Annotated in this window: 11 protein-coding genes; 9 read left to right on the top strand and 2 right to left on the bottom strand. The window is 71.7% G+C overall.

What is annotated here, in order from left to right:
* Nucleotides 1-97 precede the first annotated feature (97 nt).
* The 3 genes from AB6L24_RS37100 to AB6L24_RS37090 all read left to right on the top strand — a co-directional run bounded on the left by AB6L24_RS37100 (nt 98) and on the right by AB6L24_RS37090 (nt 3,418).
* Entirely contained in the window at nt 98-1,132 is a 1,035-nt protein-coding gene (locus AB6L24_RS37100) for an Rv2578c family radical SAM protein (RefSeq protein WP_405662937.1), read from the top strand.
* A gap of 144 nt (nt 1,133-1,276) precedes the next feature.
* Nucleotides 1,277-2,878 carry an alpha/beta hydrolase gene (locus AB6L24_RS37095; RefSeq protein WP_405662934.1) on the top strand — a complete coding sequence of 534 codons (1,602 nt, stop codon included), beginning with the start codon at nt 1,277-1,279 and terminating at the stop codon, nt 2,876-2,878.
* A 123-nt stretch (nt 2,879-3,001) separates the two neighbouring features.
* Nucleotides 3,002-3,418 (top strand): RidA family protein, encoded by a 417-nt coding sequence (locus tag AB6L24_RS37090; RefSeq protein ID WP_405662931.1) that lies wholly within the window; start codon nt 3,002-3,004, stop codon nt 3,416-3,418.
* Nucleotides 3,419-3,471: 53 nt separating this feature from the next.
* Here AB6L24_RS37090 and AB6L24_RS37085 read toward each other — a convergent pair whose 3' ends face one another.
* Nucleotides 3,472-4,074: a TetR/AcrR family transcriptional regulator gene (locus AB6L24_RS37085; RefSeq protein WP_405662929.1), complete on the bottom strand. Its 603-nt coding sequence runs from the start codon at nt 4,072-4,074 to the stop codon at nt 3,472-3,474.
* A gap of 61 nt (nt 4,075-4,135) precedes the next feature.
* On the opposite strand from AB6L24_RS37085, the gene AB6L24_RS37080 reads away from it, so the two are divergent.
* Entirely contained in the window at nt 4,136-4,636 is a 501-nt protein-coding gene (locus AB6L24_RS37080; RefSeq protein ID WP_405662927.1) for an SRPBCC family protein, read from the top strand.
* 4 nt (nt 4,637-4,640) lie between these two features.
* Here the strand turns inward: AB6L24_RS37080 and AB6L24_RS37075 are convergent, their stop codons facing one another.
* Nucleotides 4,641-5,234, bottom strand: a complete 594-nt coding sequence (locus AB6L24_RS37075; protein WP_405662926.1) for an adenylosuccinate lyase — start codon at nt 5,232-5,234, stop codon at nt 4,641-4,643.
* Nucleotides 5,235-5,615: 381 nt separating this feature from the next.
* Between AB6L24_RS37075 and AB6L24_RS37070 the strand changes: the two genes are divergently transcribed.
* The 5 genes from AB6L24_RS37070 to AB6L24_RS37050 all read left to right on the top strand — a co-directional run bounded on the left by AB6L24_RS37070 (nt 5,616) and on the right by AB6L24_RS37050 (nt 13,181).
* Entirely contained in the window at nt 5,616-7,397 is a 1,782-nt protein-coding gene (locus AB6L24_RS37070) for a 3-hydroxyacyl-CoA dehydrogenase family protein (RefSeq protein ID WP_405662924.1), read from the top strand.
* 118 nt (nt 7,398-7,515) lie between these two features.
* On the top strand, nt 7,516-8,343 hold the full coding sequence (locus tag AB6L24_RS37065; RefSeq protein ID WP_405662922.1) for a TetR family transcriptional regulator: 828 nt from the start codon (nt 7,516-7,518) through the stop codon (nt 8,341-8,343).
* Between the two features lie 451 nt (nt 8,344-8,794).
* Nucleotides 8,795-10,132, top strand: coding sequence for a crotonyl-CoA carboxylase/reductase (gene ccrA / locus AB6L24_RS37060; protein ID WP_380857918.1), 1,338 nt, complete (start codon nt 8,795-8,797; stop codon nt 10,130-10,132).
* Between the two features lie 17 nt (nt 10,133-10,149).
* Complete coding sequence (locus AB6L24_RS37055) at nt 10,150-12,201, top strand: protein meaA (RefSeq protein WP_405662919.1); 2,052 nt, start codon at nt 10,150-10,152, stop codon at nt 12,199-12,201.
* Entirely contained in the window at nt 12,198-13,181 is a 984-nt protein-coding gene (locus AB6L24_RS37050; protein ID WP_405662917.1) for an HpcH/HpaI aldolase/citrate lyase family protein, read from the top strand. Before AB6L24_RS37055 ends, AB6L24_RS37050 begins: the two co-directional genes overlap by 4 nt.
* Nucleotide 13,182: the final 1 nt, after the last annotated feature.

Raw genomic sequence — 13,182 nt, 5'->3', positions numbered from 1 at the left:
CCCCGCGCACCGGCGCCCCAAATCGGGTCCGGGCCACGTTCGCACGATCAAGGGAACATGTGTTCTATTCTGTGGCCAGTGCTACCTAGGAGGCTCCATGCGCTGGGAGAATCTGTCCGACGGGCCGCGAGGGGGCGCCGCGGACGCCGCCCTGTTCGGCGCCGACGCCGTGACCACCCGGACCTTCGACACCCCCGAGTTCCGCGGGATCACCTTCCACGAGGTGCGGGCCAAGTCGATCGTGAACCGGGTGCCGGGGGCGTCCCGCATGCCCTTCGAGTGGACGGTCAATCCCTACCGGGGCTGCACGCACGCGTGCGTGTACTGCTTCGCCCGCAAGACCCACTCCTATCTGGACCTGGACACGGGCCTGGACTTCGACAGCCAGATCGTGGTGAAGGTCAACGCCCCCGAGCTGCTCCGCCGGCACCTGTCGTCCGCGCGCTGGGGCGGCGAGCACATCGCGATGGGCACGAACGTGGACTGCTACCAGCGCGCGGAGGGGCGGTACGCGCTGATGCCGGGCATCATCGCGGCCCTCCGCGACCACGCCAACCCGTTCTCGATCCTCACCAAGGGCACGCTGATCCTGCGCGACCTCGACCTGCTGCGGCAGGCCGCCGCCGTCACCGACGTCGGCATCTCGGTGTCCGTGGGCTTCCTCGACGAGCACCTGTGGCGCACGGTCGAGCCGGGCACCCCGGCCCCCGGGCGGCGCCTGGAGGTCGTGCGCACCCTGAGCGGGCACGGCATCGAGTGCGGGGTCCTGATGGCCCCGGTGATCCCGTTCCTCGGCGACCACCCGGACCAGCTGCGCGCCACGGTGCGGGCGATCGCGGCGGCCGGGGCGACGTCGGTGACACCCCTGACGCTGCACCTGCGGCCCGGCGCGCGCGAGTGGTTCATGGCCTGGCTCGCCCACCACCACCCGCATCTGGTGCGGCGGTACGAGCGCCTGTACGCGGACGGCGCGTACGCCCCGAAGTGGTACCAGCGCCGCATCACCCGCCAGGTGCACGACCTGGCGCGGGAGTTCGGCATCGGCCCGTCCCGCGCGGGCGCGGCGCGCCGCATACCCGAGCCGCGGGAGACGGCACCCGCCCCCGGCGCCACCCAGCTCACGCTGCTCTGATCCGGGCTGGGCCATCGGCGGCCTTCGTCATGCTCCTTTCAGGTAGTTCGCCCGGAGAACCGCCGCTTCCCGGCGGCGTTTCCGGGACGATGCCGCGGGGGCCGTGGGCCTCGCGGCCCCGAACCCTCCGCTCTGGGAGGCTCGATGAGAGCAACCGCCGTCTCGCTGTGCGGCGCCGCCGCGCTGGTGACCGGTCTCGTCGTGGCGGTGCCGTCCGCCGCGGGCACCGACACCCGGGCCGTGCCGCGCACCGCGCACACCCCGCACCCCCTCACGTGGAAGAAGTGCGCCACCAAGGACCACCCGAAGCTCCAGTGCGCGTCCCTGAAGGTCCCGCTGGACCACGACCACCCGCACGGCGAGCAGATCACGCTCGCCCTGTCCCGGATCGCGCACACCGCGAAGCGCTACCAGGGCCCGCTCCTGGTGAACCCCGGCGGCCCCGGCGGCAGCGGTCTGACCATGGCCGGCTTCGTCGCCAAGACGCTCCCGGCGAAGGTCGCCGCGGGCTATGACGTCATCGGCTTCGACCCCCGCGGCGTCGGCAGGAGCAAGCCCGCCCTGACCTGCCGCCCCGGCCACTTCAAGCCCGTACGGCCCGCCACGGTGCCGCACACGGCCGCCCTGGAGAAGGCCAACCTGAACCGCGCACGCGCCTTCGCCGCGGCGTGCGGCAAGAAGTACGCGGACGTCCTGCCGTTCATCGACACGGTGAGCGCGGTCAAGGACATGGACGCGATCCGCGCGGCACTCGGCGCCCACAAGATCAACTACTTCGGGTACTCGTACGGCACCTACCTGGGCGCCGTGTACGGGAAGCTGTTCCCCGACCGGGTGCGCCGCATGGCGTTGGACTCCGTGGTCGACCCGCACAACGTCTGGTACGACGCGAACCTCACCCAGGACCACGCCTTCGACAGCCGCCACAAGGCCTTCATGGCCTGGGTCGCGAAGCACCACAAGCAGTACCGGCTCGGCAAGGACCCGGCGAAGATCGAGGCCAGGTGGTACGCCATGCGCGCCGCCCTCGCCAAGAAGCCGGCCGGAAGGAAGGTCGGCGCCGCCGAGCTGGAGGACACCTTCATGCCGGGCGCCTACTTCAACGGCTACTGGCCGTTCCTGGCGGAGGCGTTCTCCTCGTACGCGCGCACCAAGGACACCGACCTCCTGGTCGAGGCGTACGAGAACTTCGGCGCCGTGGACGCCGCGGGCGACAACAGCTACTCGGTGTACACCTCCGTGGGGTGCAGGGACGCGGCCTGGCCGCGCGACTGGGCGCAGTGGCGCCGCGACAACTGGCGGACGCACGCCAAGGCGCCGTTCATGACCTGGAACAACGCCTGGTACAACGCCCCGTGCGCGTTCTGGCCGGTGCGGTCGCTGCACCACCCCGACGTCACCAACACGTCGCTCCCGCCGGTGCTGCTGTTCCAGGCCACCGACGACGCGGCCACGCCGTACGAGGGCGCGATCACGATGCACCGCAAGCTGCGCGGATCGAGCCTGGTGGTGGAGCAGGGCGGCGGCAACCACGGCATCACGCTGAGCGGGAACGCCTGTCTGGACCGGCATCTGGCGGCGTACCTGACGGACGGAAAGGTGCCGCACAGCGGCGGTGAGGTCGACGCGGTGTGCAAGCCGCTGCCCGACCCGAAGCCGAAGGGCGCGGCGCGCGCCGGCGCGACCAGGGGCGAAGCGGCCGGCAGCGGCGCGGAACTCCACCGGATGCTCGGCTTCCGTAGCTGACACACGGCCGCCCGCAGCTGCGCACGCGGTCGTCCGCGGCTGACACGCGGTCGTCCGCGGCCGGGACGCGGGCGCCGGACTCCGCCGGGGGCGCTGTCACCGCCATGGTCCACCATGGTCACCATGAGCCGACTGACACACATCAGCGCCCCCGACGGGGTCGCGCCCGCGACCGCCTACACCCATGTGGTGTCCGGCACGGGCCGCCTCGTCGCGGTCTCCGGTCAACTCGCCCTGGACGAGGAGGGCGAGCTGGTCGGCGCGGGGGACGCGGCGGCGCAGGCCCGTCAGGTCTTCGAGAACCTGCGGCGCTGTCTGGCGGCCGCGGGCGCCGACTTCGACGACGTGATCAAGCTGACGTACTTCGTCACGGACGTGGCGCACATGCCCGCGGTCCGCGCCGCCCGCGACGCCTTCCTCGACCCGGCCCGGCTGCCCGCCGCGTCGGCGGTGCAGGTGGCGGCCCTGATGGGGCCGGAGTTCCTGATGGAGATAGAGGCGCTCGCGGTGGTGCCGGAGGAGCGCGCGACGGGCGCCTAGCGACGCCTCGGCGCCCGGCGGCTCCCGGACCCCCCTGGCCCCGCCCCGGGCTCCTAGCCGGGCCCGGCCCCCTCGCCCAGGAGCAACAGCGCGCTCTGCCCCGCGAGGTCCTCCGCGTGCGCGGGCAGCTCCTGGCCGCGGCGCAGCTGGCGGCGGACGATCGTCAGGGGCAGGTCGATCACGGCGAGCGCGACCCGGTCGGCGGCGGGCCCGGCCTCCGCGCCCAGCTCCGCGCACAGCCCCGCCACGGCCTCGCCCACCCGCCGGTGCCCCGCCTCCGCCCGCAGGACGCTCGGCGCGGGCCAGTCGTCCTGGGCGAACTCGGCGGCGCCGTACAGGAGCAGGGCCGCGGCGCGCGGGTGCGCCCTGCTCCACGCGACCACATGGACGGCCGCCGCCCGGGCCGCCGCGCGCGGATCACCGGCGCCCGACCCCAGCGCCGCGAACCACCCCTCCTGGAAGCCCTCGACGGTCCGCAGCCACACCTCCGCGAGCAGCGCCGGACGCCCCGGGAACCGGTGGTACACCGAACCGCTGGGCGCGCCGACCGCCTTGGCCACGGCCGCCATCGTGACCGCGGACGGGCCCGCGTCCGCGACCAGTTCGACGGCGGCGTCGAGAAAGCGGCTCACGTCGTACCGGGGTGGTCTCGCCATGTATTGGAGAGTACCCTCCAATTAAATAGAGAGGTCCCTCCAAAACACGCTTGGAGTCATCATGGCCGTCCTCAACGTCCACGAACGCGTCCTGCCCGTCGAGCCGGGCGCGGTCGGCGCGCTCGTCGACGCCCTCGCCACCGCGGACGACCCGCTGTGGCCCACGGCGGACTGGCCGCCCATGCGGCTCGACCGGGGGCTCGCGCCCGGCTCGCGCGGCGGCCACGGCCCGGTCAGGTACACCGTGGCGGCGTACGCGCCCCGGCAGTGGGTGCGGTTCGCCTTCACAGGACCGCGCGGCTTCGACGGGTTCCACGAGTACACGGTGCACCCCCTGGACGACGGCAGCGGGCACACGGTCCTGCGCCACACCCTGACGATGCGCGCCCGCGGCGCGGCCCGGCTGACCTGGCCGCTGGCGTACCGCGCCTTCCACGACGCCTGCCTCGAGGACAGCCTCGACCGGGCGGAGCACGCCCTGACCGGCACGGTCCGCCGCCCCGCCCGCTGGAGCCCCTATGTGCGCCTCCTGCGCCGCCTCACGCCCGACCGGCCCTCGTGACCCTTCATGACCCCTGCGCCCGCACCGACACCCGGGCCAGCGCCGCCGCCGCGGCCGCCGCGAGGCGCGGGTGCGCGCAGGCGGCCGTGAGCACCGGTATGGCCCGCGCGTCCCCGAGCGCCCCGAGGCCCTCGACGCAGGCCAGCGCGACCTTGCCGTAAGGGTCGTTGGGAGTGAGGCGGCGCTGGAGAGTGACGATCAGGGCGGGCGCCGACTCCGGGGCGCGCAGTTCCGTGAGGAGCCGCACCGGGTGCAGGGCGTAGGCGACCCGCAGTTCGTTCGTGGCCAGCGCCGCGGCCGCGCGGGCCGTGCGCCGGTCGCCGAGCCGCGCGAGGGCGTACGCGGCGGCGGCGCAGCGGGGCGGATCTCGGTGGTTCAGGAGCAGCACCAGCGACTCGAAGGCCCGCCTGTCCCCCAGGACCCCCAGCCTGACCGCCGCCAACTCCCGCGCCCACAAAGGCTGTCCGGCCGCGAGCAGCACCCCCGCGAGCTCGTCCGCGGTATGGGTGGCCAGCAGTCTCTCGTACGCGTCCAGCGCTCCCGACGCCGCCGCCTCGCGTCGTAAGCGATCCGTCACCGTCCGCAACTCCGCATCCATGCGCCGAGCCTAGTCGCGACGGACGTCACAGACACCGGGGGCTGGCGCGCTCGTTACTCGCGGGTTAATCTCATGTGAGCGGGGCACACTCCCCGCGTGGAGTTCGTTCGCAGTTCTCGCACTTCGCATTGCAGCTCCTGACGGCCTGGTGACGCAGCCGTCTTGAGTGTTGTCGGTTCGGTACGCACGTACCGCAGGACGGCGTGGCCACGGGACAGGGCCTGCCGGTTCCCCTCTCGCGCAACCTCCTTACGCCGTACGCCACTTCACGCCCGCTCGCGCGGCCGCCACGCACGCTCGCGTGGCCCGTGTCCGGTGCGCCCCCGCCACGCGCCGTGCGCGTGTGCCCCTCAGTCGTCACTCACTTCCTGGAGTCCACCCATGGACGCTCCCTTCAGCACGGTCGCCGTCGTCGGTCTCGGCACGATGGGCACCGGCATCGCCGAGGTCCTCGCCCACGCGGGCCGCGAGGTCATCGGCATCGACATCAGCGAACAGGCCACGGCCCACGCCGTCGCCGCCCTGGAGGCCTCCACCGCGCGTGCCGTGCGCCGCGAACGGATCACCGAGGGCGAGCGCGAGGACATCCTCGCCCGCTTCCGCGCCTTCACCGACCTGCGGGCGGCGGCCGACGCCGATCTGGTGATCGAGGTCGCCCCCGAGTCGTACGAGGTCAAGCAGCAGATCTTCCGTGAGCTCGACGGCATCGTGCGCCCCGACACGGTCCTCGCCACCGGCACGAACGCGCTGTCGGTGACCCGGCTCGCCGCCGAATCCGCGCATCCGGAGCGGGTGTTGGGCCTGCACTTCTTCAACCCGGCACCGGCCATGAAGCTCGTCGAGGTCGTCTCGTCGGTGCTCACCGCGCCGGCCGCCGTGGCGGCGGTGACCGAGCTCGCCTGCGCGCTCGGCAAGGAGCCCGTCGCCGTCGGCGACCGCCCCGGCTTCGTCGCCGACGGGCTGCTCTTCGGCTACCTCAACCAGGCCGCGGCGATGTACGAGGCCAAGTACGCGAGCCGGGAGGACATCGACGCGGCGATGCGGCTCGGCTGCGGCCTGCCGATGGGGCCGCTCGCGCTGCTCGACCTGATCGGCGTCGACACCGCCCGCACCGTCCTCGACGCCATGTACGCCGAGTCGCAGGACCGGCTGCACGCGCCCGCGCCGATCCTCAAGCAGCTCAGTGAGGCGGGCCTGACGGGGCGCAAGTCGGGCCGTGGCTTCTACACCTACGCGGCGTCCGGCAGCGACGAGGTGGTGCGGGACGCGGCGACCCCCCTGGAGGGCACCCGGCAGGCGCGCGGGCGCGAGGTCCGCTCCGTCGGCGTGGCCGGTTCCGGCACCATGGCGTCCGGGATCGCGGAGGTCTTCGCGAAGGCCGGCTACGACGTGGTGCTCGTCGCCCGCAGCGAGGAGAAGGCCGCCGCGGCCAGGGCCCGGGTCGCCAAGTCCCTCTCGCGCTCCGTCGACAAGGGGCGCCTCACGTCCGAGGCGGCGGCGAAGACCCTGGACCGGATCACGCCGAGCGGGACCTACGACGCGTTCGCCGACGTCGATCTCGCCCTGGAGGCGGTCGCCGAGGACCTGGAGGTCAAGCAGCAGCTGTTCGCGACGCTCGACAAGGTCTGCAAGCCCGGCGCCGTCCTCGCCACCACCACGTCCTCGCTGCCCGTGGCGGCCTGCGCCCGCGCCACCACACGGCCCGGCGACGTGATCGGCCTGCACTTCTTCAACCCGGCGCCGGCCATGAAGCTCGTCGAGGTCGTGCGCACCGTCCTGACCGAGGACGACGTGCACGCCACCGCCCGCGAGGTGTGCGCGTCGATCAAGAAGCACCCGGTGGACTGCGGCGACCGGGCCGGCTTCATCGTGAACGCGCTCCTGTTCCCGTATCTGAACAACGCGATCAAGATGGTCCAGGAGCACTATGCGTCCCTCGACGACATCGACGCGGCCATGAAGCTGGGCGGCGGCTACCCGATGGGGCCCTTCGAGCTCCTCGACGTCGTCGGCCTGGACGTCTCGCTCGCCATCGAGAAGGTGCTGCACCGCGAGTTCCGCGAGCCCGGGCTCGCCCCCGCGCCGCTCCTGGAACACCTGGTGGCCGCGGGCTGCCTCGGCCGCAAGACGGGCCGGGGTTTCCGCGAATATGCCCGGCGCTGACCGGCGCGCGGACCCCGGGGCCAGAGCACACGAGGCGGTGCGCGCCGAGCGCGCGGACTGGGGCGGGCTGCTCGAACCAGCGGGCAGCCCCGTCCCACAGGCGCACTCAGCTGCGCACATGCAGTACGTTCGGGGCATGCCCAAGGCCGCCAAGTCCTCACGTACGACAGCTACGCCCGACGCTCCGGAGAGCGCCGCGGGCAGCCGCGCCGCCGCACAACGGCTCAAGATGCGCCGCGAGCTGGCGGCCGCCGCCATGGAACTCTTCGCGTCCAAGGGCTACGAGGCGACGACGGTCGACGAGATCGCCGCCGCGGCCGGGGTGGCCCGCCGGACCTTCTTCCGCCACTTCCGGTCCAAGGAAGAGGCGATCTTCCCCGACCACGACGACACCCTGATCCGCGCGGAGGCCGTGCTCAACGCGGCGCCCGCGCACGAGCACCCGCTCGACACGGTGTGCCGCGGGATCAAGGAAGTCATGAAGATGTACGCCGCGTCGCCCGCCGTCTCCGTGGAGCGGTACCGGCTGACGCGGGAGGTGCCGACGCTGCGCGAGCGCGAGATCGCCTCCGTGGCGCGGTACGAGCGGCTGTTCACGCGCTATCTGCTCGGGCACTTCGACGAGCACGCGCACCATCACGGCAACGACGATCCGCTGCTCGCGGAGGTCGCCGCGTCCGCCGTCGTCACGGCCCACAACCACGTCCTGCGGCGCTGGTTGCGGGCCGGGGGCCAGGGGGACGTGGAGGGGCAGCTGGACCACGCCTTCGGGATCGTGCGGCGGACCTTCGGCACGGGGATCCCTGCCGGGCGGGACACGGTGCCCTCCTCGGCGGCGGCCACCGTCTCCGACGGGGGTGAGGTGCTCGTCACCGTCGCCCGCACGGACGCGCCCCTCGACGAGGTCATGCGGACCATCGAGAAGGCCTTGCGCAGCCGGACCTGACCTCCCTATGGGGCTTCGCCCCTCTCCCCCTCTTCGGCCCTTCGGGCCTCGTCCTCAAACGCCGGACGGGCTGACCATCTACCGGCAGGTAGTCAGCCCGTCCGGCTTTTGCATGCCCTCTGACCTGCAATGATCGATCATCGCTCAGATGAACCCCCTCGGTGACAACTGAGAGAAATTGTTGGCACTGAGTGTCTTGCCGACTGGCACGCGGTGTCATACGTTGATGTTGTCCGGGCGGCCGACGGGTGGAGAACTTCCCCCACCGGCTGTCCCCGCGAGCCACTGGCGAGCGCGCCCGGACGCCTGCGTCACAGGCACCCCGCGCCCCACCAGGGCGCCGCCACAGCACCACCTCCGCCGAACCGACGGCACCACCCGCTTTCCAGCACCACCCCGACGTACCCCTCAGAGCGCTCCCCCTCGAAGCGCCCTTCGCCGGAGGCAACCCATGCAGGAAATCCTGGACGCGATCCAATCGCAGGACACCTCGGCCGCCGACTTCGCCGCGCTGCCGCTGCCCGAGTCCTACCGCGCGGTGACCGTGCACAAGGACGAGACCGAGCTGTTCGCAGGGCTCGCGACGCGCGACAAGGACCCGCGCAAGTCGCTGCACCTGGACGAGGTGCCGGTGCCCGAACTCGGCCCGGGCGAGGCCCTGGTGGCCGTGATGGCCTCGTCCGTGAACTACAACTCCGTGTGGACGTCCATCTTCGAGCCGCTGTCGACCTTCGGGTTCCTGGAGCGGTACGGCAAGTTGAGCGACCTCACCAAGCGCCACGACCTGCCGTACCACATCATCGGCTCCGACCTCGCGGGCGTCGTTCTGCGTACCGGACCCGGCGTGAACGCCTGGCACCCCGGTGACGAGGTCGTCGCACACTGCCTGTCCGTGGAGCTGGAGTCCTCCGACGGCCACAACGACACGATGCTCGACCCCGAGCAGCGCATCTGGGGCTTCGAGACCAACTTCGGCGGCCTCGCGGAGATCGCCCTGGTGAAGTCCAACCAGCTGATGCCGAAGCCGGACCACTTGAGCTGGGAGGAGGCGGCGGCGCCGGGCCTGGTGAACTCCACCGCGTACCGCCAGCTCGTCTCCCGCAACGGCGCCGGCATGAAGCAGGGCGACAACGTCCTGATCTGGGGCGCGAGCGGTGGACTCGGGTCGTACGCCACGCAGTTCGCGCTGGCCGGCGGCGCCAACCCCATCTGCGTGGTGAGCAGCCCGCAGAAGGCGGAGATCTGCCGCGCGATGGGCGCGGAGGCGATCATCGACCGCAACGCCGAGGGTTACAAGTTCTGGAAGGACGAGCGCACCCAGGACCCCAAGGAGTGGAAGCGCTTCGGCAAGCGCATCCGCGAGTTCACCGGCGGCGAGGACATCGACATCGTCTTCGAGCACCCCGGCCGCGAGACCTTCGGCGCCAGCGTCTACGTCACGCGCAAGGGCGGCACCATCACCACCTGCGCGTCCACCTCGGGCTACATGCACGAGTACGACAACCGCTACCTGTGGATGTCCCTGAAGCGCATCATCGGATCGCACTTCGCCAACTACCGCGAGGCCTGGGAGGCCAACCGGCTGATCGCCAAGGGCAAGATCCACCCGACGCTCTCCAAGGTGTACTCCCTGGAGGACACCGGGCAGGCCGCCTACGACGTGCACCGGAACCTGCACCAGGGCAAGGTCGGCGTCCTCGCGCTCGCGCCCGAGGAGGGACTCGGCGTGCGCGACGCGGAGAAGCGGGCCCTGCACCTCGACGCCATCAACCGCTTCCGCAACATCTGAGGGGCGAGGGCCCATACATGACTGAGCGCCAGAAAGACCGGCCGTGGCTGATGCGCACCTACGCCGGTCACTCCACGGCCGAGGCGTCGAACGAGCTGTACCGGCGCAACCTCGCCAAGGGCCAGACCGGCCTTTCGGTCGCCTTCGACCTGCCGACGCAGACCGGCTACGACCCGGACCACATCCTCGCGCGCGGGGAGGTGGGCCGGGTCGGCGTCCCGGTGTCCCATCTCGGCGACATGCGGCGGCTGTTCCAGGACATCCCCCTGGAGCAGATGAACACCTCCATGACGATCAACGCGACCGCCATGTGGCTGCTCGCGCTGTACCAGGTCGTCGCCGAGGAGCAGGGCGTCGACATCACCCAGCTCCAGGGGACGACGCAGAACGACATCGTCAAGGAGTACCTGTCGCGCGGCACCCACGTGTTCCCGCCGGGGCCGAGCCTGCGGCTGACCACCGACATGATCACGTACACGGTGGCCAACATCCCGAAGTGGAACCCGATCAACATCTGCAGCTACCACCTGCAGGAGGCCGGGGCCACGCCGGTGCAGGAGGTCGCGTACGCGATGAGCACGGCCATCGCGGTGCTCGACGCGGTGCGCGCCTCCGGGCAGGTGCCCGAGGAGAAGTTCGGCGACGTGGTCGCGCGGATCTCGTTTTTCGTGAACGCCGGGGTGCGGTTCATCGAGGAGATGTGCAAGATGCGGGCCTTCGGCCGCATCTGGGACCGGGTCGCGCGCGAGCGGTACGGCATCAGCAACCCCAAGCAGCGCCGCTTCCGCTACGGCGTGCAGGTCAACTCGCTCGGCCTGACCGAGGCACAGCCGGAGAACAACGTCCAGCGGATCGTCCTGGAGATGCTCGCCGTCACGCTGTCCAAGGACGCACGCGCGCGTGCCGTGCAGCTGCCCGCCTGGAACGAGGCGCTCGGCCTGCCCCGCCCCTGGGACCAGCAGTGGTCGCTGCGCATCCAGCAGGTCCTGGCGCACGAGAGCGACCTGCTTGAGTACGAGGACATCTTCGCGGGCTCCCATGTGATCGAGGCCAAGGTGGATGCCCTGGTCGAGGAGTCCCTCGCCGAGATGGACCGCATCGAGCAGATGGGCGGCGCGATGGCCGCCGTCGAGTCGGGCTATCTCAAGGCGCAGCTGGTGTCCTCGCACGCCGAGCGCCGGGCGCGGATCGAGGCCGGCGAGGACAAGATCATCGGCGTGAACGTCTTCGAGACGACGGAGCCGAACCCGCTCACCGCCGACCTGGACACGGCGATCATGACGGTGGACCCGGCGGTCGAGGCGCGCGTCGTGGACGCCATCGGCGCCTGGCGCACCACCCGGCAGGAGTCGTCGGACCGGCAGGGCCTCGGCGACCCGTTCCACTTCCCGACCGTCCAGCAGGCACTCGACCGGCTCAAGGAGGTCGCGGCCGGGACCGGCAACCTGATGGAGGCCACCCTGGAGTGCGCGCGCTCCGGTGTCACGACCGGCGAGTGGGCGGGCGCGCTGCGGGAGGTCTTCGGGGAGTTCCGGGCGCCGACGGGCGTGTCCGGGGCGCCGGTGGCGGTCACCGCGGAGGCGGGCACGCCGCTCGCCCTGGTCCGCGAGAAGGTCGAGAAGACGTCCGCCGACCTCGGCAGCGGCAAGCTGCGCTTCCTGGTCGGCAAGCCGGGCCTTGACGGGCACTCCAACGGCGCCGAGCAGATCGCGGTGCGCGCGCGTGACGCCGGGTTCGAGGTCGTCTACCAGGGCATCCGGCTGACCCCCGAGCAGATCGTGGACGCCGCCCTCGCGGAGGACGTGCACGCGGTGGGCCTGTCGATCCTCTCCGGCTCGCACGCCCAGCTCGTGCCGGACGTCCTGACGCGCCTGCGCGCGGCGGGCGCGCACGACATTCCCGTCATCGCCGGGGGCATCATCCCCACCAGCGACGCCGAGGACCTGAAGGCGGCGGGTGTGGCCGCCGTGTTCACCCCCAAGGACTTCGGCATCACGGAGATCATCGGCCGTATCGTCGACGAGATCCGGAAAGCGAACCACCTCGACCCCCTGGAGGTCCCCGCATGACCCCGTCCCAGACGCAGCCCGGCGCCGTGAACCGGCTCCGCCCGCGCCGCTCCTGCCTGGCCGTGCCGGGCTCGAACCCGCGCTTCCTGGAGAAGGCCCAGGGCCTGCCCGCCGACCAGGTGTTCCTCGACCTGGAGGACGCCTGCGCGCCGCTCGCCAAGCCGGAGGCGCGGCACACCATCGTCAAGTTCCTCAACGAGGGCGACTGGACGGGCAAGACCAGGGTCGTGCGCGTGAACGACTGGACGACGGAGTGGACGTACCGCGACGTCGTCACCGTCGTCGAGGGCGCGGGGCCGAACCTGGACTGCATCATGCTGCCCAAGGTCCAGGACGCCCAGCAGGTGGTGGCCCTGGACCTGCTGCTCACGCAGATCGAGAAGACCATGGGCTTCGAGGTCGGCAAGATCGGCATCGAGGTGCAGATCGAGAACGCCCAGGGCCTCAACAACGTCAACGAGATCGCGACGGCCTCCCAGCGCGTCGAGACGATCATCTTCGGCCCGGCCGACTTCATGGCGTCGATCAACATGAAGTCGCTGGTCGTGGGCGAGCAGCCGCCCGGCTACCCGGCGGACGCCTACCACTACATCCTGATGAAGATCCTGATGGCCGCCCGCGCCAACAACCTCCAGGCGATCGACGGCCCCTACCTGCAGATCCGCAACATCGACGGCTACCGCGAGGTCGCGCAGCGCGCCGCCGCCCTCGGCTTCGACGGCAAGTGGGTGCTGCACCCGGGCCAGGTCGAGGCGTCCAACGAGATCTTCTCGCCGTCCCAGGAGGACTACGACCACGCCGAGCTGATCCTGGACGCGTACGACTACTACACGTCCGAGGCGGGCGGCAAGAAGGGCTCCGCGATGCTCGGCGACGAGATGATCGACGAGGCCAGCCGCAAGATGGCGCTCGTCATCTCCGGCAAGGGCCGGGCCGCGGGCATGCAGCGCACCAGCACGTTCGAGGCACCGGAGGCGTAGG

The organism is Streptomyces sp. RK9 (assembly GCF_045070545.1).
GTDB classification, from domain to species: Bacteria; Actinomycetota; Actinomycetes; order Streptomycetales; family Streptomycetaceae; genus Streptomyces; species Streptomyces alboflavus.
The sequence above is the reverse complement of the archived record's forward strand: the minus strand, read 5'-3'. Positions and strand labels throughout refer to the sequence as shown.